The following is a 22,504-nucleotide window of genomic DNA, read 5'->3' on the forward strand; positions in this document are numbered from 1 at the left end:
GAAACCCAAACAAAAATGTAGGAGCTGGCTTGCCCGCGAAGGTCGTTAACAATGACGCGCATCGCCAGGATGAACGCGGTGCCTGAACGTTTTTCGCCGGCAAGCCGGCTCCTACAGATGGGTTCGCAGGTGCGCTTTTCTGTAGGAGCTGGCTTGCCAGCGAAGGTCGTTAACGATGACGCGCATCGCCAGGATGAACGCGGCGCCTGGGCGTTTTTCGCCGGCAAGCCGGCTCCTACAGGTGGGTTCGCAGCCCTGTTTTTCTGTAGGAGCTGGCTTGCCAGCGAAGGTCGTTAACAATGACGCGCGTCGCCAGGATGAACGCGGCGCCTGGACATTTTTCGCCGGCAAGCCGGCTCCTACAGGTGGGTTCGCAGGTGCGCTTTTCTGTAGGAGCTGGCTTGCCAGCGAAGGTCGCTAACGATGACGCGCATCGCCAGGATGAACCCGGCGCCTGGGCGTTTTTCGCCGGCAGGTTCGCAGGTGCGCTTTTCTGTAGAAGCTGGCTTGCCAGCGAAGGTCGTTAACGATGACGCGCATCGCCAGGATGAACCCGGCGCCTGGACGTTTTTCGCCGGCAAGCCGGCTCCTACAGGTGGGTTCGCAGGTGCGCTTTTCTGTAGGAGCTGGCTTGCCAGCGAAGGTCGCTAACGATGACGCGCATCGCCAGGATGAACGCGGCGCCTGGGCGTTTTTCGCCGGCAAGCCGGCTCCTACAGGTGGATTCGCAGGTGTGCTTTTCTGTAGGAGCTGGCTTGCCAGCGAAGGTCGTTAACAATGACGCGCATCGCCAGGATGAACCCGGCGCCTGGGCGTTTTTCGCCGGCAAGCCGGCTCCTACAGGTGGATTCGCAGGTGCGCTTTTCTGTAGGAGCTGGCTTGCCAGCGAAGGTCGTTAACGATGACGCACGTCGCCAGGATGAACGCAGCGCCTGGGCGTTTTTCGCCGGCAGGTTCGCAGGTGTGCTTTTCTGTAGGAGCTGGCTTGCCAGCGAAGGTCGTTAACAATGACGCGCGTCGCCAGGATGAACGCGGCGCCTGGGCGTTTTTCGCCGGCAAGCCGGCTCCTACAATCGGTCGCGGCTAGACGGACAAGTAGCGGCTGATGGTTGCCTCGTCCACCCGGTCCCGGGTTTCTTCGATCACGAAGCGGCCCTTTTCGATCACCAAAAAGCGGTCGGCGATTTCCAGGGTGAACGACAGCACCTGCTCCGAGACCACGATGGTCAGGTCCCTTAAGTTGCGAATCTCCTTCAGCGTGCGTGCGATGTCCTTGATGATCGACGGCTGGATGCCCTCCGTCGGTTCATCCAGCAGCAGCACCTTGGGGTTGGTCGCCAGCGCCCGCGCAATCGCCAACTGTTGCTGTTGCCCGCCGGACAGGTTGCCGCCCTTGCGCGACTGCATGTCGTAGAGCACCGGGAACAGCGCGTACAAGTCCTCCGGCACCTTGCCCCGCGCCGAGGCCGGCAGGCCGGTCTGGATGTTTTCCAGCACCGTCATGCTCGGAAAGATCATACGGCCCTGGGGGACGTAGGCAATCCCGCGCTCAACCCGCTCATGGGTTTCCAGCGCGGACACATCGTGCCCGTCCACGCTGACCTGGCCTTTCCACTGCGGCAGGATGCCCATCAAGCTCTTGAACAACGTGGTCTTGCCCATGCCGTTGCGGCCCATCACCGCGACGATCTCGCGCTTGGCCACGTTCAGGTCCAGGTCGTGGAGGATCTGGCTCTGCCCGTAGCCGCAGGACAACTGGTCGATCTTGAACATGCCGGACTCCTCAGTGGCCCAAATACACTTCGATGACTTTCGGATTACTTTGCACCGACTCCATGCTGCCCTCGGCGAGTACCTTGCCCTGGTGCAGCACCGTGACCTTGTGGGCGATGCTTTTGACAAACTCCATGTCGTGCTCGATCACCAGCACCGAGCGGCCCTGGCTGATGCGTTTGAGCAGCTCGGCGGTTTGCGCGCGTTCGTTGACGCTCATGCCGGCCACCGGTTCGTCTAGCATCAGCAGCTCGGGGTCCTGCATCAACAGCATGCCGATCTCCAGCCACTGCTTTTGCCCGTGGGACAGCAAGTCCGCCTGTTGTTGCAGCAAATCGCCAAGGAAAATCTCCCGCGCTACCTCTTCCACCCGTGCGATCACCTGGGCATTGCGCTTGAAAAACAGCGCACCCCAGACCTTGCGGCCCGCCGGGTAGGACATCTCGAGGTTCTCGAACACCGTGAGGTTTTCGTAGATCGACGGGTTCTGGAACTTGCGCCCGACCCCAGCGCGCACGATGTTGTACTCGCGCATCGTGGTCAGTTCCTGCCCGTCGAACTGGATGCTGCCGCTGGTGGCGCGGGTCTTGCCGCAGATCAGGTCGAGCACCGTGGTCTTGCCGGCACCGTTGGGGCCGATGACCACGCGCACTTCGTTGCGGTCGATATACAGGTTGAGGTTGTCGACCGCCTTGAAGCCGTCGAATGACACGGTAAGACCTTCGATAGCCAGCACCGGTTTGTTCATTTCAAAGCCGACGGCGGTCATGGCTGGGTCTCCAGGATTTTGCTTTCAGTCTTGGGCTTGACCAGCGGCGCCACGGCTTTCACCGGTGGTTGACGGCGCAGCAGCCGGGCCAATGCCTGCCGACCATGGCTGTCCCACAAGCCGGCCAGGCCATTGGGGAAGTACATGACCACGGCGATGAACAGCCCGCCCATCAGGTACAGCCACAGCTCGGGAAAGGACTCGGAAAAGTAGGTCTTGCCATAGTTCACCAGCAGCGCGCCGTACACCGCGCCGAGCAGTGACATGCGCCCGCCCACGGCGGCAAAGATCACCATCTCGATCGACGGCACGATGCCCACGAACGACGGCGACATAAAGCCCACCTGCAACGCGAACATGGCCCCGCCAATCGCCGAGAACGCCGCGGCCACGCAGAACACGAAGATCTTGAAGCTGGCCACGTCATACCCGGAAAAGCGCACGCGCTCCTCCTTGTCGCGCATCGCCATCAACAACCGGCCAAGCTTGGACGCGAGGATGAAGCGGCCGATGAAAATGCAACCGAACAACAACCCGGCATTGATGAAGTACAGGAGCAGCTTCGCGCTGTCGGTGCGCAGGTCCCAGCCGAGCAGGGTCTTGAGGTCGGTGATGCCATTGACGCCGCCGGTCAGCCCTTGCTGGCCGACGATCAATACCGTGAGGATCAGCGCAATCGCCTGCGTGACGATGGAGAAGTACACATCGCCCACGCGCCGCTTGAACAAGGCCATGCCGATAATGAATGCGAGCAGCACCGGCACCGCAATCACCGCCACCAGGGTAAAGCTGAAACTGTGAAACGGTTGCCACAACCAGGGCAGTTCGGTGATCTGGTTCCAATCCATGAAGTCCGGGATGCCCGGCGTGGACTGGATCTTGGTACTTTCCGGGTCGGACGCTTCCAGCTTGAGGAACATCGCCATGCAGTAGCCGCCGACGCCGAAGAACACGCCCTGCCCCAGGCTGAGAATGCCGCCATAGCCCCAGCACAGCACCAGCCCCACCGCGACAAACGCGTAGGTCAGGTACTTGCCGACCATGTTCAGCCGGAACGCATCCAGGGTCAGGGGGAACACCACGAGAATCAGCAGCGCCAGCAGCGCGATGCCGATCAGGTTTTGCTGGCCGCCCAGCAGCTTGTCTAAAGCCTTCATCTGCTCGCCTCTACTTGCGCACTTTGATGGAGAACAACCCTTGCGGGCGCAGCATCAGGATCAGAATCACCGAGGACAAGGTCAGCACCTTGGCCATCGAGCCACTGAGGAAAAACTCCGACAGCGATTGCGTCTGGGCGATCACGAACGCCGAGGCAATGGTGCCGAACAGGCTTTGCGCACCGCCGAACACCACCACCAGAAAGGTGTCGACGATGTACTGCGAACCCGCCGTCGGCCCGGTGGAACCGATGGTGGTGAACGCCGCACCGGCCACCCCGGCCACGCCGCAACCGAGGGCGAAGGTCATGCGGTCGACCTTGCGCGTATTGATCCCGACCGCGCGGCTCATCAGGCGATTCTGCACCGTCGCACGCACCTGCAGGCCCCAACGCGAGCGGTACAGCATCAGGAAGATCGCCGCCGTCAGCAGCACGGTCAGGGCCATCATGAACAGGCCGTTACGCGGGATTTCAATCGCGTCGGTGAAGTTCACCGAGCCCATCAGCCAGGCCGGCGGCTCGGCGCTGACCTCCCGAGCGCCGAACACCGAGCGGAAGGTTTGCTGCATCACCAGGGACAGGCCCCAGGTTGCCAGCAAGGTATCCAGCGGCCGCTTGTACAAGCGGCTGATCATCGCCCATTCCACCAACCAGCCCACCGCGCCGGCAACGAGGAACGACAAGGCAATGGCGAAGAAGAAGTAATAGGGTTGAAAACTCGGCGCAAAGTGCGCGGTGAGGCTGGAACACACGTAGGTGGTGTAGGCGCCGATGGTCAGGAATTCTCCGTGGGCCATGTTGATCACGCCCATCTGGCCGAAAATGATCGCCAGCCCCAACGCCATCAGCAACAGCACGCAGAACACGGACAAGCCGTTGAACCCCTGCATCGCCGCGATGGCTCCAAATTCCGATAGCCATTCCATGATGATGGTCTCCTGAGAGCGGGAGGTGATAGTTGGAATGCGATGTGCTTTTGCTCTATGTGGGAGGGGGCTTGCCCCCGATAGCGGTGGTTCAGTTATAGAAATGTCGACTGACACTCCGCCATCGGGGGCAAGCCCCCTCCCACATTTGAATCGGTGTGCTTGAAGCTTATTGGTAACCCTTTGGAAACGGATTCGGTTCGATCAGATCCGACTCGTAGATCACCTTGAACTGGCCGTTGGGCTGCACTTCACCGATGCGCGACTTGCTCCACAGGTGGTGGTTCTCGTGAATCTTCACGTAGCCTTCGGGCGCGGTTTTCAGTTCGATGCCCGGGGAGGCGGCGACGACTTTATCCACGTCGAAACTGCCGGCCTTCTCCACCGCCGCTTTCCACAGCCATGGGCCGAGGTAAGCCGCCTGGGTCACATCGCCGATCACCGCATCCTTGCCGTACTTGGCCTTGAAGGCTTCGACGAAGGCTTTGTTGTTCGGGTTGTCCAGGCTCTGGAAGTACTTCATCGAGGCATAGAAGCCGGCCATGTTTTCGCCGCCGATGCCGAGCAGTTCGTCTTCGGTCACCGACAGGGTCAACAGGGTTTGCTTGGACGCATTCACGCCCGCCGCGTTGAGCTGTTTGTAGAACGCCACGTTGGAACCGCCCACCACGGCGGCGAAGACCACGTCAGGCTTTTTCAGCTTGACCTTGTTGATCAGCGAACCGAACTGGGTGTTGCCCAGCGGGTAGTAGTCTTCGCCGACCACGGTGCCGTGCAGTACGTTTTCAATGTGCTTGCGCGCGATCTTCATCGACGTGCGCGGCCAGATGTAATCGGAGCCGACCAGGTAGAAAGTCTTGGCGCCTTTGGTCTTGGCGATCCAATCCAGGCTGGCGAGGATCTGTTGGGTGGCTTCCTGCCCGGTGTAGATCACGTTTTTCGACTGTTCCAGGCCTTCGTAGAAGGTCGGGTAGTAGAGCAGGCCGTTTTCTTTCTCGAAGATCGGCAGCACGGCTTTACGCGAGGCCGAGGTCCAGCAGCCGAACACGGCGGCGACTTTGTCGTTGACCAACAGCTTCTTGGCCTTTTCGGCGAAGGTCGGCCAGTCGGAGGCGCCGTCCTCCTGGATCACTTTGATCTGGCGTCCCAGAATCCCGCCCGAGGCGTTGATTTGCTCGATGGCCAGGCGTTCGGCCTGGATCGAGCCGGTCTCGGAGATAGCCATGGTGCCGGTGGCCGAGTGCAACTGGCCGACGGTGACTTCGGTCGGCGTCACGGCCAGGCCTTCGTTGTCGGCCAGCACGCCCTGGCTGAACAGCGCGGCCGCCAGCAACGACAGGGCCAACAACGGTTTGGAGCGGATCAATCGTGGTTCCATGGGGCGACTCCTCTGCAATGAGGGCTCCAGCATGGCGGCAGCGGGCCAGCGCGGGTATACGCAGCCTGACGTAACGCAGTACGTCATTTGACGTATGCCGTTGCGCACCAATGCAGGGCAGGATCGCGTCCGCCCAGCCACCGCTGACCCATGTGGGAGGGAGCTTGCTCCCGATGGCGCTGTGTCAGTCAACTGATTAGCGACTGACACAGCGTCATCGGGAGCAAGCTCCCTCCCACATTTGGATATCAGCGCAGTCGAGGGCATGGAACTTGCTCACTCCCTTCGTCCACTCTGCGGAGCCTCACCATCGTGCAATCCCCTCCCGGCACCCAGCGCATCGTCAAGATCCGCCGCGACTACAACTCTTGGGTCGCCGACGAGACCATGGAAGACTACGCCCTGCGCTACACCCCCAAATCCTTTCGCAAGTGGTCGGAGCTGCGCATCGCCAACACCGCCCTGGGCGCGGTGTCGTTCCTGGCGCTGGAGGCGATCGGCGGCGTCTTGGTGCTGAGTTACGGCTTCACCAACACCTTCTGGGCGATCCTGGCCATCAGCCTGGTGATCTTCCTCACCGGCCTGCCCATCAGCTATTACGCCGCCCGCTATGGCGTGGACATGGACTTGCTGACCCGTGGCGCCGGCTTCGGCTATATCGGTTCAACCATCACCTCGCTGATCTACGCCAGCTTCACCTTCCTGTTCTTCGCCCTGGAAGCGGCGATCATGGCGCTGGCACTGGAGTTGTATTTCCATATCCCGCTGGCCTTCGCCTATGTGATCTGCTCGCTGCTGGTGATTCCGCTGGTGGCCTACGGCGTCACGCTGATCAGTCGCCTGCAACTGTGGACCCAACCGCTGTGGCTGTTTTTGCTGGTGTTGCCCTATGGTTTCGTGTGGTGGAAAAACCCCGACGCGTTCAGCGACTGGACCAGCTTTGTCGGGCGCAGCGGCGACGGCGGCGGTTTCAACCTGCTGGCGTTCTGCGCCGCCTGTACCGTGGCGCTGTCGCTGGTGACGCAGATCGGCGAGCAAGTGGACTACCTGCGCTTTCTCCCGGAAAAGACCGCCGCCAACCGCAAGCGCTGGTGGGCCGCCCTGCTCTGCTCCGGCCCCGGCTGGATTATCCCCGGCGCGTTGAAGATGTTTGGCGGCGCGTTCCTGGCGTTCCTTGCCCTGCAACATGAAATCCCCATGGAACGCGCCGCCGAGCCGACCCAGATGTACCTGGTCGCCTTCCGTTATGTGTTCAGCTCGCCGGAATGGGCCCTCGGCGCCATGGTGCTGTTCGTGTTCATCTCGCAGATGAAGATCAACCTGACCAACGCCTACGCCGGCTCCCTGGCCTGGTCGAACTTCTTCGCCCGCGTCACCCACAGTCACCCCGGGCGCGTGGTGTGGCTGGTGTTCAACGTGGCCATTGCGTTGATGCTGATGGAGCTGGGCGTGTTCGACGTGATCGATCAGGTGCTGGGGCTGTACGCGAATATTGCGATTGCCTGGATCGGTACATTGGTCGCCGACCTGGTGATCAACAAGCCCCTGGGACTGTCGCCCAAACACATCGAGTTCAAGCGCGCGCACCTCTACGACATCAATCCGGTGGGTGTCGGCTCGATGCTGATTGCCTCGCTGCTGTCGATCCTCGCCCACTTCGGCCTGTTTGGCGCCCTGGCCCAGGCCGCGCCGCCCTTCGTCGCCCTCGGCACAGCGCTGGTGATGGCGCCGCTGTTGGCCTGGATGACCCAGGGCAAGTACTACATCGCGCGCACCAGCGACGCCCAATTGATTCACCCGGTGGCACCCGCCACTCATGCGGTCTGCGGGCTGTGCAGCAACCCGTTCGAGACGGCGGACATGGCGTTCTGCCCGGCCTACAGCACGCCCATCTGTTCGTTGTGTTGCTCGTTGGATGCGCGCTGCGGCGACCGTTGCAAACCCCATGCGCGGCTGGTCAGCCAGTTTGAAGGCGTGCTGCGCCGGTTGCTGCCCAACAGCCTGATGCCGCGCCTGCATACACGGCTGGCCCATTACCTGGGGCTGTTATCGGTGCTGGTGCTGCTGCTCGCCGGCGCCCTGGCCTTGATCTACGTGCAGGCGGCCCAGGGTTTGCCGCATTCGCAAACCCTGTACCAGGCGTTCTTCAAAGCGTTCCTGACCCTGTCGGTGCTGGCCGCCGTGCTCGCCTGGTGGGTGGTGCTGACCCGCGAAAGCCGCCGCGTCGCCCAGCAGGAATCCGACCGCCAGACCCTGCTGCTGATGCAGGAAATCGACGCCCACAGCCTCACCGACCAGGCCCTGCAACAGGCCAAGGAAGCCTCGGAAGCCGCCAACGCCGCCAAGAGCCGCTACGTCACCGGGCTGTCCCACGAGCTGCGCACACCGCTGAACAGCATCCTCGGTTTCACCCAGATCCTGCAGCGCGACAGCGCCATGCCCGAGCAGCACCAGGACGCACTGGCGACCATCCTGCGCAGCGGCTCGCACTTGCTGTCATTGATCGACGGCCTGCTCGACGTGGCCAAGATCGAGGCCGGCAAATTGCGCCTGGAACTCACCGAAATCCCCTTCCCCGAACTGATCCACGACCTGGAGCAGATGTTCACCCCCCAAGCCCAGGACAAGGGCCTGCGCTTTCGCCTGGACTGCGTCGGCAAGATCCCCGCAGTGGTGCGCGGTGATGAAAAACGCGTGCGCCAGATCCTGATCAACCTGCTCGGCAATGCGGTGAACTTCACCGACAGCGGCGAAGTGTGCCTGCGGGTCAGCTACATGCGCGAGACCGCCAACTTTGAAATCATCGACACTGGCATCGGCATCGACCCCGGGCAGATCGAGCGGATCTTCCAACCGTTCGAGCGCGGCGACCTGATGCGCCAGGACAAGGGCGTAGGCCTGGGGCTGACCATCACGCGCATGCTCACCGCGCTGATGGGCGGCGAACTACGCGTTACCAGCGAGCTGGACAAGGGCACCTGTTTCCAGGTGCGCCTGTTCCTGTCCCAGGTGCGTGCGCCGCAGGCGGTGGTGCATGTGGAACACGACATCATCGGCTACCAGGGCGCACGCCGACGCATTCTGGTGGTGGACGACCATGTGGACCACCGCAAGGTGCTCAGCGGCATGCTCACGCCTCTGGGCTTTGAGGTGATCCAGGCGAGCAACGGCCAGGATGCGATTCGCCAGGTCGCGCTGCTGGCGCCGGACCTGATCCTGATGGACCTGTCGATGCCGACCCTGGACGGCCTGGAAACCAGCCGGCTGATCCGCCGCAATGCACTGTCCACCGCGCCGATCATCGTGATCTCGGCCAACGCCTTTACCGACGACCGCGAACGCAGCATCGCCGCCGCCTGCAACGACTACCTGGCCAAGCCGGTGCGTACCCCGGAGCTGCTCGGACGCCTGCAACAACACCTCGGCCTGCAATGGCTGCGGCGCACCAAAACCTTCGTCGCGCCGCCACCGCCCAGCGTGCTGCCGAGCGCCGACGACCTCGCCGTGCTCGCCGAACTCAGCGCGATCGGCTACGTGCGGGGCCTGCACGAAAAACTCGACACGATCCTCGAACGCCGCCCGGACGCCGCACCGTTCATCAGCAAAGTGCGCGGGTTGCTCAAGGGTTTCCGCCTGGATGAACTCAACCGAACCCTCAAGGAGGCCGAAGATGAATGTACTCACCCGTAGCACTGAACCCGGCGTGGTACTGATCGTCGACGACACCCCGGACAACCTGGCCATGCTCTCCGACGCCCTCGACGACGCCGGCTACATGGTGCTGGTGGCGCTCGACGGGCTCAGCGCGCTGAACCGCGTGCAACGCCGGCGCCCGGACCTGATCCTGCTGGACGCGATGATGCCGGGCCTGGACGGTTTCGAGACCTGCCGCCGGCTCAAGGCGTTACCTGCCAGCGCGGACATCCCGGTGGTGTTCATGACCGGGCTGACCGACAGCAAGCATGTGGTGCAAGGCTTTGAAGTGGGCGGCAGCGACTACGTGACCAAGCCGATCCAGACCGACGAGGTGCTGGCGCGGGTGGCGGCGCATTTACGCACCTCGCGCATCCTGCTGTCGGCGCGGGCGGCGACGCAACCGAGTGTGTTGACCCTGGAGGATGAGCCGGCGCACAAGCTGTTGTCGGCACGCTTTCAACTGACCGAGCGCGAGGTCGAGGTGCTGCGCTGGGTGGCGTGCGGCAAGACCAATCGGGACATCGGCGATATCTTGGGGCTGAGCCCGCGGACGGTGAACAAGCACCTGGAACATGTGTATGTGAAGTTGGGTGTGGAGACGCGCACGGCGGCGACGTCGGTGGCCTTGGCCGCGATGAGCCCGAGCCGGGCGCCCATGTTGGCGACGTTTTAATGTGGGGGCTGGCCAGTGCCCGCATCGGCTTGTCGTTGCTTGTGTACGCCAGCCAGTTCGGCGTCATCCTCGATGAGTTGTTCAACCGGGCCGAAACAGCGGCGCATCACCGTCACCAGCTCCGGATCAAAATGCACGCCCGATTGCTCAAGAATATAGGCCTGCGCCCGTTCAGGGCTCCAGGCCCGCTTATAGGGACGTTCCATACGCAACGCATCATAGACATCACACAACGCGACAATCCTTGCCGACAGCGGAATGTCCTTTCCGGCAAGCCCTTGCGGATAGCCGCTGCCGTCCCATTTTTCATGGTGACCGTAGGCAATGTCCGCGGCCATATCGGTCAGGTCCGTGGCGTGTGCATCTTGCAGGATTGCATGGCCGATGCGCGGATGCTCCATCATCTGCTGGCGTTCCGGCACGGTTAATGGGCCTTCCTTGTGCAAGATCCGATCAGGAATGCCGATTTTCCCCAAGTCATGCATCGGCGCCGCCAATCGAATCAGCTCGCACCACCTCTGCGGCATACCGATTGCTTCGGCCATCAAGGCCGCGGTTTCGCCAATGCGCAATACATGGGCGCCCGTTTCATCATCGCGATAGCAGGCCGCGCGACTCAATGCGCGGATCATGGCGCAATAACTTTCCTGCAACTGAGCGGTGCGCTCAAACACCCTTTGCTCCAACTCGCTGTTCAGGTCTTGCAGTTGGCGGGTGGCATGGGACAAGCGCAGAGCGTTGCGTATGCGCAATAGCAGCTCAGGCAAATCCAACGGTTTGGTCAGATAATCGTTGGCCCCCAGTTCAAGGCCGAGACGCCGGCTTTGCGGCTCGCTCAATGCCGTCAAGATAATCACGGGAGACCTTGAGCGATTGCGATCGCTGAGTTGGCGCAGAATCTCAAACCCATCGGGCGCGGGCATATCCAGATCCAATAGCAGCAGATCCCACGGTTGCTCTTTGAGCCAAACCAGCCCGCTGGCCGAGTCGGCGAAACTCAAGACGTTGCGCAAACCAAAGGCTTTCAGGCTGGACTCCAGCAAGCGCAGGTTCGCAGCCACATCATCGATAATCACAATTCGGGTATCGGCGGGGATATCACTGAACATTCGGTTTCTCCACTTGCATCATCGCGCGTATGAGTTCGCGTAGCTCATTGGGTTCCAGCGGTTGTTTAAGCACTGCTTGAAACTCACACCCCAACGTCGCGAGCAGGTGTGGTGATGTACACAGCAGAATAAGAAGGATTTGATCGCCACCTGGTAAACGTCGTAACCGCGACAGCACATCGATCAAGTCATTTCCCAGTAAGTCACAGTCAATCAGCATGACGTCCGGCGCCGTGTCGCGCCGTACCTGCTCCAGACACTGCGCAAGCGTTCCGTGGCGCAGGTCCACCATGCCCGTCAACGTGTCTTCAAGACAGCGCAGCGTCTCGTCGTCCTGCCCCACGAAACACAGCGAGAGCAAGCGCTTGTGGACCTTGGGTGCCGCGATGCCTTGGGGCAGATCGACCCAAAAGCGACTGCCGACCCCCGTTTCGCTGATGAGCCCCATGCTGCCGTTCATCAACGTGGCGAGTTCTCGGCACAACGCAAGGCCGATACCGGTGCCTTGGATTGCGGTGTTTTCCTGGCCCAAACGCTGGAACGGCTCGAACAACGCGCCTTGCAGGGCTGCGGAAATACCTGCGCCGCCATCCTCGACAAACACCCGCACGCGCCCCTTGTCATGGAGTTCAGCCCCCATGAACAAGCGAGCGTGAGGGCGGTTGTACTTGATGGCGTTGGACAGCAGGTTCAACAGGATCTGGCGCAGGCGCCTGGCATCGGCCAGCACACTCAGCGCGGGGCTCGTCGACTGCAACTCAAGGTCAAGACCCGCAGCCTTGGCCTGGGAACGGACCATTTCGGCACATTCGCGCATCAGTCCGTCGACCTCCAGGACACGCATCTGCAAGCGCGGCGCCTCCGCCTGCAGGCTCGACCAGTCGAGCAAATCGTCGACCAGGTGAGCCAGGTGCTGGCTGGCGCCCAGGATCTCATCAAGGGATTTGGCCTCCTCCTGCCCATCGGCCACTTGCAGGCGCAATAACTGGGCGAATCCATGAATCGAATTCAGCGGTGTGCGTAATTCGTGGCTCATGCTGGAGATAAAACGCGACTTCGCCTTGCTCGCCCCTTGCGCTTCAAGGGTACGGCGACGCAGATCCTCTTCAACCTGTTTAAGCGTGTCGATATCGACAAACGTACCTGCGGATAAACGCATGCGCGCATCGAGAGACTCGATCAGGCGTCCACGACACAAAAACCAGATCGGCGAGCCATCGGGCCGCAATAAACGTAACTCCAGGTCGATCACCGATGCGGCGCCGGTGCGCAACGCGTTGAGCGCCCGATCAAGCGCCTGCACATCTTCGGGGTCGACGTGATCGTAAAAACAGAAGCGCTCCAGTTGGCACGCCGGCACCCCGAAACGCGTGCAGAACGCTTCGCTCAACGACAGGCGATCAGTATCCAGGCGGTATTCCCAGAGCCCGGCGGTGATGCTTTCAACGACAAGATTGAGGCGGTTCTGCGCCGCGTTGCGCCGTGCTTCACTGGATGACAGTTGGGCGCCCATTGACAGCACGTTGCCCGCCATTTCATCCAGCTCACGAATGCTCGAACGCGCGCGCTGCGGGAGCCACTGGCCGTTACCAATTTGCTGCAGCATGTCTCTGATATCGCGGATCGGCCGCCGCAGGCTATGGCTCAATTTGCGCGCACGAATCCACATGTAACTGAAGAATGCGAGGTAAAACATCACCAGGCCGGCAATCATCAAATAGCCGATGTTGCGGTAATGGAGCGCCAAGCTGTTCGTGGCCGCCATGACGTCTTCTTCATCGGCGACCGCCAGCAATCGCCAGCCCGCCGGCTTCACTTCGGCCCATGCGACCAGATGGGAGCGCCCGTTGAGCACGACTTCGGCGCTGCCACGACTATTGCGCGCGACAGCGGCCGCCAACTCCCGAGGGTCCACCGCGTCGATCAGATTTGAACCCGCAAGGTTGACCGCGCCTTCATTCGTGGCCTTCGACCCCGAACCACTCCAGTTGCCTTTTTCAAAGTCATGTTCGGCTTCGGGCGGTAACACCATGATCTTCATGTCCGCGCCGACGAGCATCAAGTACCCGCCCCACGGCACCTTAAGCGTGGAAATTTCTTTCAGCAGATCGCCCACGGTGATATCCAGCCCGACCACGCCTTCGAGAAAGTTGCGCTCATAAACAGGCGCGATCGCGGACATCATCAAGCCATGACCCGCCGGGTCGAGGTAGACGTCAGTCCAGCGAACCCCTCGCTGCGGGTTATGTTCGGCATCGGCCAGATAATAAAAGTTATAACCGGGTATCTGCATATCATGCGGATATTGTTCATCGGCACGAATCCACGGATAAATCCGGTTGTAACTGTCCCACGTATTGAAATAGACACTGGCGACCATCGGTTCATGATCTTTGATCGCACGCATCAATGGGTCGAGGCTGGACAACTTCTGCACTTTACCCAGGTTCTGTTGCGCGACAGGTGTGACCGACGAGTAGAACGACGCCGCTCCGCCCAGGTCTTTTCCGCTGTAAAGAGCCCCATCAGCAGAAGTGCTTAATGTTTCACTCAAGGGTGTTGAAGCGGCACGCAGTGAGTTAGCCGTCATATCCGCAAATAGCTGAGTGACATCGGCGATGTGGGTTAATTGATCTTGAATGATTCGGGTGTTCTGGTCGGCAGTTGCGCCAAGGCTTTCAATTGCACTGCGTTCCAAATAATCGAGTTGCGATACACGGATCGCCTGATTGGTCAGCAGGTAACAAGCAATCAGAATCGTCTCCACCAGGACCAACGGGATTAATGCACTCTGCATGAACGCCCGCCAGATCCACTGACGCAAGCCTATTTGAGAAGAGCTTTCATTCACTACCAGCACTCCTGCAAATGGCATCAGCCTGTTATTTGAATAGTGGCAATACGATGTCAAAAAAACGATAGCTCATCCGGTGAAGCGTTTCCATACTTTTTATGAGGGCAATCATTGAAAATGACTGGAGCGCTGTACTGCGCGCCGCAAGCGAAATGGAAGAATCAAGCGCGGCGGTCAATCGTCTGCTGACTGAGCTTGGCTCGCATCAAGGCGGATAAATCCAGGGCAAACAGCTTCCGCGTTTAGGGAGAGACCATCGCACCAAGCAAGAGTGGCATGAGGTCGTATTCGCCTGGCATACGTGCTCCCATACTTGCCGGTAAGATTACTCGCCGCTGGCCTTATCGATCAGGCTATGATCGCGCTCTATGAATCGGATATGCCCCATGACTTATGGCCGTTGACCTACAAGCGCTCTACCCCAAACTGATCCATCTGATGTTGGATACAGTGTTTGTGGTTGATAGAGACGACCACATTGTTTTTGTGAGTGATGCCTGTGAGGCCCTGCTGGGTTACCGTCCTGACGAGCTGAACGGCACCCCTATCACCCGCTATATGCATCCTGAAGACCTGGCTAGCACACGGGACTCGATTGCCCGCGTCATGAATGGTCAATTCCACTTCGATTTCCGCAACCGTTACATCCGTAAGGATGGAGGCGTCGTGTACATCCTGTGGGCGGCATTCTGGTCGGAAGAGGTTGGTGCAAGGATTGGCGTCGCACGCAACGTGACGGCTTTGACTCAGGCCGAGGAGGAGTTACGTTTCCTCGCGCATCATGATCCGCTGACAAAACTAACCAACCGCTCGATTTTCAGTGATCGACTGAAATCTGCCCTGCACGTCGCGCACCGTCACAATAGTCAGTTGGCTTTGCTGTTTCTGGATATCAATGACTTCAAGAGTATCAATGACGTCCATGGCCACGCCGCGGGGGATCGTATTCTTTGCATGATTGCCCGACGTCTAGAAAGCTGCATACGTGAGACGGATACCGTGGCCCGGATGGGCGGCGATGAATTTACGGTGCTGTTGACCGATATCCAGTCGAGAGACGCCATTTCCAAGAAGTTAGAACAGATTCACGACGTCATGGCTGCGCCACTACCGCCTGAATTCGGCGCACTCAAGATGCCGTCGTGCAGTATCGGCGTTGCCTATTATCCCGAGGACGGCAAGGATGCCGACACACTGCTCACCTACTCGGATAATGAAATGTACCGGATGAAAAGGCATCGTTTTTTAGACAATAAAGAGCCCGGTACATAAATCAAACTCAAGAAGTGCGTCCGCCCGGCCAAGTCATCCAGCGGACTGCGCAAAACCAAGACACGGTATTCACTTACGTGGTCACCCGCCCATCAGATGAGAAATCGTCGAGGGCAGTTGAGTGGTTGGATCAATCCGAGGCAGGTGCGGGTTCTTGCTTCGGTTGGCTCTTGCTGAGAACGAACCACACCGCTAAACAAATAAGCCCGCCGCCGTAAAAAAGTTGTTGCAGTAGTTAAGGGGAAAAGGCCAGTTATACGGAAGCCATGGTGGACGCCTCTAAGTCTGGAGTCTCACCGTAAGGGTGTTCGAAATGTACCCGCACTCCGATTCTTGCTGCCGAAAACGGATGTGCGTCAAGGGGCTTGGACGCTACGCTCTGGAGCTGGCGCGCTGCAGGTCTCGGTATCTGGATGACCTACCCACCAAAGGTCTGTGAGGGCCGGCGCAGCGTCGGATCAAACGGATTGATCCGGGGCCCGATCGCCGCCGCTTCGCGCTTGAGCAACTCCACCACCATCGGCAGGCGACTCGGCCCCAACCGGTCACTGATGGTCGCCACGCTCAATGCTGCCACCGCATGGCCGTCCCGGTTCAGGATCGGCACCGCCAATCCCGCCATGCCTTCCAGCACGCCGGTATTGCGCGCCGCATAACCCAGATTGCGCACGTTCTCCACTTCCGAACGCAACAGCACCTCGTCATACAGGTGAAAATCCTTGAGCCTTGGCAAGTTGTAGCGGATCACCGTCTCGCGCTCTTCCTCCGGCAAAAAGGCCAGGATCGCCAGGCTGCCCTGCCCCACGCCCAATGCCACGCGCCCGCCGATATCACCCGTGAAAGTACGAATCGGGTACGGGCCTTCGCTGCGGTCCAGGCAGATCGCATCAAAGCCGCTGCGCGCCAGCAAAAACAATGAATCCCCCAGGGACGCACTGAGGCGCAGCATGCTCGGCCTTACCAGGTCGCGCAGGTTGCCGGTCTTGCCCGCGTTCGCCGCCAGAGCGAAGAACTCCAGGCTCAGGCGATAGCGTTTGCTGCGCGCGTCCTGCTCGACCATACCTTCATCCATCAGGCTGCGCAGCAGGCGGTGGGTGGTGGGTTGGGACAGGCCGACCTGTTGTGCGAGCTGAGTCACGCGTTCGCCGCCGTCGGGCACGCCGCCCAAGGTACGCAGCAATGCGAACAAGCGAGACACGCCGCCCGCCCCCACTTCCTTGGTATTTTCATTCCGCTCAGTAGAATTCATAGCGTGTTATCTCATCAATAATTCTTGTCAGTGAATAAAACTGAAAAAAACACTCCATTCAGTGAAATCCCATCTTTCGCCCATCCTAGTCTTCGTCCTAATCTGCGTCCACAGGGGCGAAATGAACAACAACCGGCAGCCGACTCAAGATCGAGCGCCAACGCACCCGCAACACCCTTTTCGCATCTGCCCAAAACAAAAAAGCGCGTTTCGACGCGACTCAAAAAAGGTGGAACGCAGACATGGCATTTCTCCAACTCAACGCCTTGAGCAAACGCTACGGCGCCGTCGACGCGGTGGTCGCCACTGACCTTGCGGTGGAAAAAGGCGAGTTCGTTTCCCTGCTCGGCCCCTCGGGCTGCGGCAAGACCACCACCCTGCAAATGATCGCCGGCTTCGTCGACGTGAGCGCTGGGCAGATCCTGCTCGACGGTCGCGACATCACCCACGCCAAGCCCGCCAGCCGTGGCCTGGGCGTGGTGTTCCAAAGCTATGCGCTGTTCCCGCACATGACCGTGCGCGACAACATCGCCTTCGGCCTGAAGATGCGCAAAGTGCCGGCCGCCGAGATCGCCGCCAAGGTCAAGACCGTGCTGGAGCTGGTGCGCCTGGCCCCCCACGCCGACCGTTACCCCCGGGAATTGTCCGGCGGCCAGCGCCAACGCGTGGCCCTGGCGCGCGCGCTGGTGATCGAGCCGCCGGTATTGTTGCTGGATGAGCCGCTGTCCAACCTCGACGCGAACCTGCGCGAAGAGATGCAGTTTGAAATCCGCCGCATCCAGCACGCGGTGGGCATCACCACCCTGATGGTCACTCATGACCAGGCCGAGGCGCTGTCCATCAGCGACCGTGTGGTGGTGATGCAGGCCGGGCGCGTGACGCAGATCGACGTGCCCTACAAGCTGTATGAACACCCGCGGACGCGCTTTATCTCGGACTTCGTCGGCAAGGCTAACCTGCTGGCCGGCGATTACGACGCACGCGGCATCCCGCAGGTGCGCCACGCCGCGGGTGACGGCGAACTGGTCTTGAGCCTGCGCCCGGAAAAAATCCAGCTGGTGGGCGCAAGCGAAGGTCGCCTGCAAGGCCAGGTGCTCGACCGCTATTTCTTCGGCAGCCAGTGGCTGTACCGAATCCATACCGCGCTGGGCGAAATCACCGTGGTGCGCAGCAACGACGGCAGCGCACCGCTGAGTTGCGGCGCGGCAGTCGGCCTGGACTGGCAAGCCGAGTTGCTGCGGGTGCTGACGGCGGATGAGGTGCACCCATGAGTCGCGGCTATCTACTCTCGCTGCCGGCGTTGCTGCTGTTCGCCGGGCTGCTGATTCTGCCGCTGGGCCTGACCCTGGTGCTGTCGTTCAACGTGTTCGACTACCAAGTGGGGGTGAAGGCCGATGAGTGGACCTTGGCTCATTACCTGGCGTTGTTCAGCGACGCGTACTTCTACGAAATCTTCTGGCGCACCTTCTGGATCAGCGCGCTAGTGACGCTGCTCTGCGTGGTGATTGGCGTGCCCGAAGCCTACATCCTCAGCCGCATGGGTACGCCGTGGCGCTCGATCTTCCTGATCCTGATCCTCACGCCGTTGTTGATTTCGGTGGTGGTGCGAGCGTTCGGCTGGAGCCTGCTGCTCGGCGCCGACGGGCTGGTCAACCAGGTGATCCAGGCACTGGGCGGGCGCCCGGTGAAGCTGTTGTACACGCCGTTCGCGGTGATCATTGCGCTGGTACACGTGATGCTGCCGTTCATGATCATTCCAGTGTGGACCTCCCTGCAAAAGCTCGACCCCTCGGCCGAACAGGCGGCTTTGTCGCTGGGCGCGAGCCAGGCCACGGTGATGCGCAAGATCGTGTTGCCCCAGGTAATGCCGGGCGTGCTGTCCGGCACCCTGATCGTGTTCGGCCTGGCCGCCAGCTCCTTTGCGATCCCCGGCCTGCTCGGTGGGCGGCGCCTGAAAATGGTCGCTACCGTGGTGTACGACCAGTACCTCTCGGAACTCAACTGGCCCATGGGCGCGACCATCGCGGTGGTCCTGCTGTTGGTCAATCTGCTGATCATGCTGAGCTGGAACCGCATGGTCGAAGGCCGCTACAAAAAATCCCTGGGGGTTTAAGCGCATGTCCAGAAACGGTCCTTTGGCCCTTGGCTTCCACGGCCTGGTAGTGGTGTTCATGATGGCGCCGCTGGTGGTGGTGTGCCTGGTGGCCTTCACCCCGGAAAATACCTTGAGCCTGCCCACGTCGGGCTTCTCCCTGCGCTGGTTTCGCGCGGTGTTCGAGCGTGCCGACTTTATCCAGGCGTTCTACAACAGCCTGATCCTGGCATTTACCGCCGCAACCCTGGCGACGCTGATTGCAGTGCCTGCGGCGCTTGCGATCAGCCGGCATCAGTTCCCGGGACGTAACTTCTTCAGTGCGTTGTTCCTGTCGCCGATCATCATCCCGCACCTGGTGTTGGGGGTGGCGATGCTGCGGTTGTTCGCCTTGATGGGCGTCAACGGCAGCTTCACCTGGCTGATGCTGGCGCACGTGGTGATCATCACGCCCTATGTGCTGCGCCTGGTATTGGCGGCAGCGATCGGGATCGATCGCAGTGCCGAGCAGGCGGCCGAATCGCTCGGCGCCGGACGCTTCACGCTGTTTCGCCTGGTGACGTTGCCAATGATCCTGCCCGGCGTGGCCGGCGGCTGGTTGCTGGCCTTCATCAACAGTTTCGACGAAGTGACCTTATCGATCTTCGTCAGCTCGCCGGCCACGCAAACCTTGCCGGTGCGTATGTACGTGTACGCCACCGAATCCATCGACCCGATGATGGCGGCAGTGTCGGCGCTGGTGATTGCCCTCACGGCGGCGGCCATGATTGTGCTCGACCGGGTCTACGGCCTGGATCGCGTGCTGGTGGGAAAACACTGATGGCCTTGTTCAAACGATTGACCGAAACCGCACGCCCTGCCCTGGCGTTTACCCTCGACGGGCAACCGGCCACAGGCTTGCTCGGCGACACCCTGCTGACGGCGGTACTGACCTGCGCCGAGCACCTGCGCGGCAGCGATTTCAGTGCCGAACGCCGCGCCGGGTTTTGCTTGATGGGCGCCTGCCAGGACTGCTGGGTGCGCCTGGCGGACGGACAACGCGTGCGCGCCTGTTCGACCCTGCTGGAAGAAGGCCAGGCGATCAGCCGCGACCCGGGGCGCCAGTTATGAAGCCGGTGGTGATCGTGGGCGCAGGCCCGGCAGGAATCAGTGCCGCGCGCACCCTGTTCGACCACGGCGTAACGCCTTGCCTGGTGGACGAAAGCCTGCGCGGCGGCGGGCAAATCTATCGCCGCCAACCCCCAGGCTTCCAACGCACCGCCAGGCAAATATACGGATTTGAGGCGGGTAAGGCCGAGGCCGTGCATCGCACCCTGGATGAACTGGCGCCGCTGATCGACTACCGGCCCGAAACCCTGGTGTGGAATGCCGAGGATCGGCGCCTGGACCTGTTGAACAATGGTCACGCAGCCAGCGTCGAGTATTCGCGAATCATCGTCGCCACCGGCGCCACCGACCGTATCCTGCCGGTGCCGGGCTGGACCTTGCCCGGTGTCTACAGCCTGGGTGCGGCGCAAATCGCCTTGAAGTACCAAGGTTGCGCCATTGGCGAACGCGTGGCGTTTTGTGGCAGCGGGCCGTTGCTGTATCTGGTGGCGTATCAATACGCCAAGGCCGGCGCCAATGTGGTCGCCGTGCTCGACAGCGCGCCGTTCAGCGCCCAATGCCGCGCCTTGCCGGCGCTGCTCGGGCAACCGGCGACCCTGGCCAAGGGCTTGTACTACCGGGCCTGGCTCACGGCCCACGGCGTTCCCGTGCATCAGGGCGTGACGCTGCAGCAGATCGACGGCGAACAACGGGTCAGCGGCATACGTTGGCGCGACCACACCCTGGCCTGCGACGCCGTGGCCTTCGCCCATGCGCTGCGCAGCGAAACGCAGTTGGCGGACCTGCTCGGTTGTGAATTTGCCTGGAATGCCTTGAACCGTGCGTGGCTACCGCAACGGGACGGTGCCGGGCGCAGCAGCGTCGACGGTGTGTACCTGGCGGGCGACGGTGCCGGGATCATGGGTGCCGATGCCGCGCAGATGGCCGGTGAGCGGGCGGCGTTGGCGGTGCTGGCGGATGCAGGCGTCGCGATCGATCATCAGCGCCCGGCCCTGCTTGAGCGGCAATTGACGCGCATCCAGCGCTTTCGCCAGGGCCTGGAGACTGCGTTTCCCTTCCCGGCAGACTGGGCCGCGCAGGCGCCGGACGACTTGATGCTGTGTCGCTGTGAAGAAGTCCGGGTTGGCGATATCCGCACCGCGGTGGATGAAGGTCATTGGGAAATCAATCGGGTCAAGGCCCATTGCCGGGTGGGCATGGGCCGCTGCCAGGGGCGCATGTGCGGGATGGCGGCGGCTGAAATCGTCGCCGAGCGCAGTGGTCGCGGGATAGAAGACGTCGGGCGTTTGCGTGGCCAGGCCCCGATCAAGCCGCTGCCGTTTGGCGTGGAGGTGCAGCCATGATCGACGTCATCGTCCTCGGCGGCGGGATTGTCGGTGCGTCGGCGGCCTTGATGCTGGCGCACAAAGGTCAGCGTGTGGCGTTGGTGGACCGGGACTTCTGCGGCTCGCACTCCAGTGGCGTGAACTATGGCGGCGTGCGGCGCCAGGGACGCCCGTTGCATCAGCTGCCGTTGTCGCAGCGCGCCCATCAGTTGTGGGCCGACCTGCCCGGCTTGATCGGTATCGACGGCGAATACGTGCGCTCCGGGCATTTGAAACTGGCGCGCAGTCATGGGGATTTTGCCGCGTTGCAGGCGTATGCCGAACACACGCAGGGCTTTGACCTGGGCTTGCAGTTGCTCGATTACGCCGAACTCCGCGCACGTTTTCCGTGGGTCGGGGATATCGCAGTGGGTGCGTCGTTATGCCCCGAAGATGGCCATGCCAACCCGCGCCTGGTATCCCCCGCCTTCGCCCGTGCCGCGCAACGCCTTGGCGCGTGTGTCTACGAGCAGGCCGAGGTGATCCGCATCGAACATGACAGCCGCCAGTTCCAGGTGGATTGCACCAACGGCCTGCACCTGCAGGCGCCATGGCTGCTCAATTGCGCCGGCGCCTGGGCAGGGACCGTCGCCGCGCAATTCGGCGAGCCGGTCCCCATGACATCTGCGCACCCGGCCATGCTGGTCACCGAGCCGCTGCCCGTGGTGATGAACGTCAGCACCGGTGTCGAAGGCGGCGGGATTTATGCGCGCCAGGTGGCCCGGGGCAATTGCATCCTCGGCGGCGGTCGCGGTTTTGCGCTTGGCCCCCGGCAGGCGCGGCCCGGGCAAGCGGCGGTGCTGGAGATTCTGCGCCATGCCGGCGAGCTGTACCCGTTTCTCAAGGGTGCCCAGGCGATTCGCACCTGGAGCGGCACCGAAGGTTACCTACCCGATCATGAACCGGTGATCGGCCCCAGCAGCACCCAGCCTGGCCTGCTCCACGGTTTCGGCTTTGCCGGCGCCGGGTTCCAGCTGGGCCCGGCGGTCGGTGAAGCCCTGGCAGAGATCGTCTGCACAGGGGCCAGCCGGCAACCCATCGAAGCGTTTTCCATCCGTCGTTTCCAAGCCTGAGAGGAAAAAC

Annotated in this window: 19 protein-coding genes; 11 read left to right on the plus strand and 8 right to left on the minus strand. The window is 61.4% G+C overall.

The window, feature by feature from the left end; translation table 11 throughout:
• Positions 1 to 51 precede the first annotated feature (51 nt).
• Together C8K66_RS26595 and C8K66_RS26605 are read left to right on the plus strand one after the other, a co-directional pair.
• Entirely contained in the window at positions 52 to 297 is a 246-nt protein-coding gene (locus C8K66_RS26595) for a hypothetical protein (RefSeq protein ID WP_256591074.1), read from the plus strand.
• A 126-nt stretch (positions 298 to 423) separates the two neighbouring features.
• Positions 424 to 651 (plus strand): hypothetical protein, encoded by a 228-nt coding sequence (locus C8K66_RS26605; protein ID WP_108526445.1) that lies wholly within the window; start codon positions 424 to 426, stop codon positions 649 to 651.
• Positions 652 to 1,083: 432 nt separating this feature from the next.
• Here the strand turns inward: C8K66_RS26605 and urtE are convergent, their stop codons facing one another.
• The 5 genes from urtE to urtA form a co-directional block, all read right to left on the minus strand.
• Positions 1,084 to 1,773, minus strand: a complete 690-nt coding sequence (urtE, locus tag C8K66_RS26625; RefSeq protein ID WP_046383753.1) for an urea ABC transporter ATP-binding subunit UrtE — start codon at positions 1,771 to 1,773, stop codon at positions 1,084 to 1,086.
• Positions 1,774 to 1,783: 10 nt separating this feature from the next.
• Entirely contained in the window at positions 1,784 to 2,542 is a 759-nt protein-coding gene (urtD, locus tag C8K66_RS26630) for an urea ABC transporter ATP-binding protein UrtD (RefSeq protein WP_046383754.1), read from the minus strand.
• The gene (urtC, locus tag C8K66_RS26635) at positions 2,539 to 3,699 is read right to left on the minus strand and encodes an urea ABC transporter permease subunit UrtC (protein ID WP_046488364.1); all 1,161 of its coding nucleotides are present in this window, start codon (positions 3,697 to 3,699) and stop codon (positions 2,539 to 2,541) included. The genes urtD and urtC overlap by 4 nt, the downstream gene beginning before the upstream one ends.
• Positions 3,700 to 3,709: 10 nt before the next feature.
• Positions 3,710 to 4,627 carry an urea ABC transporter permease subunit UrtB gene (gene urtB / locus C8K66_RS26640; RefSeq protein WP_010564283.1) on the minus strand — a complete coding sequence of 306 codons (918 nt, stop codon included), beginning with the start codon at positions 4,625 to 4,627 and terminating at the stop codon, positions 3,710 to 3,712.
• Between the two features lie 169 nt (positions 4,628 to 4,796).
• Positions 4,797 to 6,005 carry an urea ABC transporter substrate-binding protein gene (gene urtA / locus C8K66_RS26645; protein ID WP_024074866.1) on the minus strand — a complete coding sequence of 403 codons (1,209 nt, stop codon included), beginning with the start codon at positions 6,003 to 6,005 and terminating at the stop codon, positions 4,797 to 4,799.
• Positions 6,006 to 6,317: 312 nt separating this feature from the next.
• Between urtA and C8K66_RS26650 the strand changes: the two genes are divergently transcribed.
• Both C8K66_RS26650 and C8K66_RS26655 read left to right on the plus strand, forming a co-directional pair.
• The gene (locus C8K66_RS26650; protein ID WP_108526457.1) at positions 6,318 to 9,695 is read left to right on the plus strand and encodes an ATP-binding protein; all 3,378 of its coding nucleotides are present in this window, start codon (positions 6,318 to 6,320) and stop codon (positions 9,693 to 9,695) included.
• Entirely contained in the window at positions 9,676 to 10,374 is a 699-nt protein-coding gene (locus C8K66_RS26655) for a response regulator (RefSeq protein WP_079443614.1), read from the plus strand. Before C8K66_RS26650 ends, C8K66_RS26655 begins: the two co-directional genes overlap by 20 nt.
• Here C8K66_RS26655 and C8K66_RS26660 read toward each other — a convergent pair.
• Positions 10,371 to 11,483, minus strand: coding sequence for an HD domain-containing phosphohydrolase (locus C8K66_RS26660; RefSeq protein WP_079443613.1), 1,113 nt, complete (start codon positions 11,481 to 11,483; stop codon positions 10,371 to 10,373). The genes C8K66_RS26655 and C8K66_RS26660 overlap by 4 nt on opposite strands.
• Complete coding sequence (locus C8K66_RS26665; protein ID WP_371928170.1) at positions 11,473 to 14,334, minus strand: ATP-binding protein; 2,862 nt, start codon at positions 14,332 to 14,334, stop codon at positions 11,473 to 11,475. Before C8K66_RS26665 ends, C8K66_RS26660 begins: the two co-directional genes overlap by 11 nt.
• Before the next feature lie 396 nt (positions 14,335 to 14,730).
• Between C8K66_RS26665 and C8K66_RS26670 the strand changes: the two genes are divergently transcribed.
• Positions 14,731 to 15,609 carry a GGDEF domain-containing protein gene (locus tag C8K66_RS26670; RefSeq protein ID WP_057004789.1) on the plus strand — a complete coding sequence of 293 codons (879 nt, stop codon included), beginning with the start codon at positions 14,731 to 14,733 and terminating at the stop codon, positions 15,607 to 15,609.
• A 418-nt stretch (positions 15,610 to 16,027) separates the two neighbouring features.
• Here C8K66_RS26670 and C8K66_RS26675 read toward each other — a convergent pair whose 3' ends face one another.
• A complete protein-coding gene (locus C8K66_RS26675) occupies positions 16,028 to 16,858 on the minus strand; it encodes an IclR family transcriptional regulator (RefSeq protein WP_046383761.1) in 831 nt (276 codons plus the stop codon).
• 242 nt (positions 16,859 to 17,100) lie between these two features.
• On the opposite strand from C8K66_RS26675, the gene C8K66_RS26680 reads away from it, so the two are divergent.
• The 6 genes from C8K66_RS26680 to C8K66_RS26705 are packed head-to-tail and all read left to right on the plus strand — an operon-like array spanning position 17,101 to position 22,494.
• The gene (locus C8K66_RS26680) at positions 17,101 to 18,129 is read left to right on the plus strand and encodes an ABC transporter ATP-binding protein (protein WP_046383762.1); all 1,029 of its coding nucleotides are present in this window, start codon (positions 17,101 to 17,103) and stop codon (positions 18,127 to 18,129) included.
• Positions 18,126 to 18,971 carry an ABC transporter permease gene (locus C8K66_RS26685; protein WP_046383763.1) on the plus strand — a complete coding sequence of 282 codons (846 nt, stop codon included), beginning with the start codon at positions 18,126 to 18,128 and terminating at the stop codon, positions 18,969 to 18,971. The genes C8K66_RS26680 and C8K66_RS26685 overlap by 4 nt, the downstream gene beginning before the upstream one ends.
• Before the next feature lie 4 nt (positions 18,972 to 18,975).
• Positions 18,976 to 19,770 carry an ABC transporter permease gene (locus tag C8K66_RS26690; protein WP_046383764.1) on the plus strand — a complete coding sequence of 265 codons (795 nt, stop codon included), beginning with the start codon at positions 18,976 to 18,978 and terminating at the stop codon, positions 19,768 to 19,770.
• A complete protein-coding gene (locus tag C8K66_RS26695) occupies positions 19,770 to 20,060 on the plus strand; it encodes a (2Fe-2S)-binding protein (protein WP_046383765.1) in 291 nt (96 codons plus the stop codon). The genes C8K66_RS26690 and C8K66_RS26695 overlap by 1 nt, the downstream gene beginning before the upstream one ends.
• Positions 20,057 to 21,400: an NAD(P)/FAD-dependent oxidoreductase gene (locus tag C8K66_RS26700; protein ID WP_108526461.1), complete on the plus strand. Its 1,344-nt coding sequence runs from the start codon at positions 20,057 to 20,059 to the stop codon at positions 21,398 to 21,400. The genes C8K66_RS26695 and C8K66_RS26700 overlap by 4 nt, the downstream gene beginning before the upstream one ends.
• Positions 21,397 to 22,494, plus strand: coding sequence for an FAD-binding oxidoreductase (locus C8K66_RS26705; RefSeq protein ID WP_108526463.1), 1,098 nt, complete (start codon positions 21,397 to 21,399; stop codon positions 22,492 to 22,494). The genes C8K66_RS26700 and C8K66_RS26705 overlap by 4 nt, the downstream gene beginning before the upstream one ends.
• The last annotated feature ends 10 nt before the right edge of the window (positions 22,495 to 22,504 follow it).

Origin of the sequence: Pseudomonas sp. GV105 (genome assembly GCF_003058185.1) — a bacterium.
Lineage (GTDB): Bacteria > Pseudomonadota > Gammaproteobacteria > Pseudomonadales > Pseudomonadaceae > Aquipseudomonas > Aquipseudomonas veronii.

Excerpts from the sequence above, each read along its gene's own strand:
- C8K66_RS26595 (WP_256591074.1), top strand. The coding sequence starts at position 52 with ATGACGCGCATCGCCAGGATGAACGCGGTGCCTGAACGTTTTTCGCCG.
- C8K66_RS26605 (WP_108526445.1), top strand. The coding sequence starts at position 424 with ATGACGCGCATCGCCAGGATGAACCCGGCGCCTGGGCGTTTTTCGCCG.
- urtE (WP_046383753.1), bottom strand. The coding sequence starts at position 1,773 with ATGTTCAAGATCGACCAGTTGTCCTGCGGCTACGGGCAGAGCCAGATC.
- urtD (WP_046383754.1), bottom strand. The coding sequence starts at position 2,542 with ATGACCGCCGTCGGCTTTGAAATGAACAAACCGGTGCTGGCTATCGAA.
- urtC (WP_046488364.1), bottom strand. The coding sequence starts at position 3,699 with ATGAAGGCTTTAGACAAGCTGCTGGGCGGCCAGCAAAACCTGATCGGC.
- urtB (WP_010564283.1), bottom strand. The coding sequence starts at position 4,627 with ATGGAATGGCTATCGGAATTTGGAGCCATCGCGGCGATGCAGGGGTTC.
- urtA (WP_024074866.1), bottom strand. The coding sequence starts at position 6,005 with ATGGAACCACGATTGATCCGCTCCAAACCGTTGTTGGCCCTGTCGTTG.
- C8K66_RS26655 (WP_079443614.1), top strand. The coding sequence starts at position 9,676 with ATGAATGTACTCACCCGTAGCACTGAACCCGGCGTGGTACTGATCGTC.
- C8K66_RS26660 (WP_079443613.1), bottom strand. The coding sequence starts at position 11,483 with ATGTTCAGTGATATCCCCGCCGATACCCGAATTGTGATTATCGATGAT.
- C8K66_RS26670 (WP_057004789.1), top strand. The coding sequence starts at position 14,731 with ATGGCCGTTGACCTACAAGCGCTCTACCCCAAACTGATCCATCTGATG.
- C8K66_RS26675 (WP_046383761.1), bottom strand. The coding sequence starts at position 16,858 with ATGAATTCTACTGAGCGGAATGAAAATACCAAGGAAGTGGGGGCGGGC.
- C8K66_RS26680 (WP_046383762.1), top strand. The coding sequence starts at position 17,101 with ATGGCATTTCTCCAACTCAACGCCTTGAGCAAACGCTACGGCGCCGTC.
- C8K66_RS26685 (WP_046383763.1), top strand. The coding sequence starts at position 18,126 with ATGAGTCGCGGCTATCTACTCTCGCTGCCGGCGTTGCTGCTGTTCGCC.
- C8K66_RS26690 (WP_046383764.1), top strand. The coding sequence starts at position 18,976 with ATGTCCAGAAACGGTCCTTTGGCCCTTGGCTTCCACGGCCTGGTAGTG.
- C8K66_RS26695 (WP_046383765.1), top strand. The coding sequence starts at position 19,770 with ATGGCCTTGTTCAAACGATTGACCGAAACCGCACGCCCTGCCCTGGCG.
- C8K66_RS26700 (WP_108526461.1), top strand. The coding sequence starts at position 20,057 with ATGAAGCCGGTGGTGATCGTGGGCGCAGGCCCGGCAGGAATCAGTGCC.
- C8K66_RS26705 (WP_108526463.1), top strand. The coding sequence starts at position 21,397 with ATGATCGACGTCATCGTCCTCGGCGGCGGGATTGTCGGTGCGTCGGCG.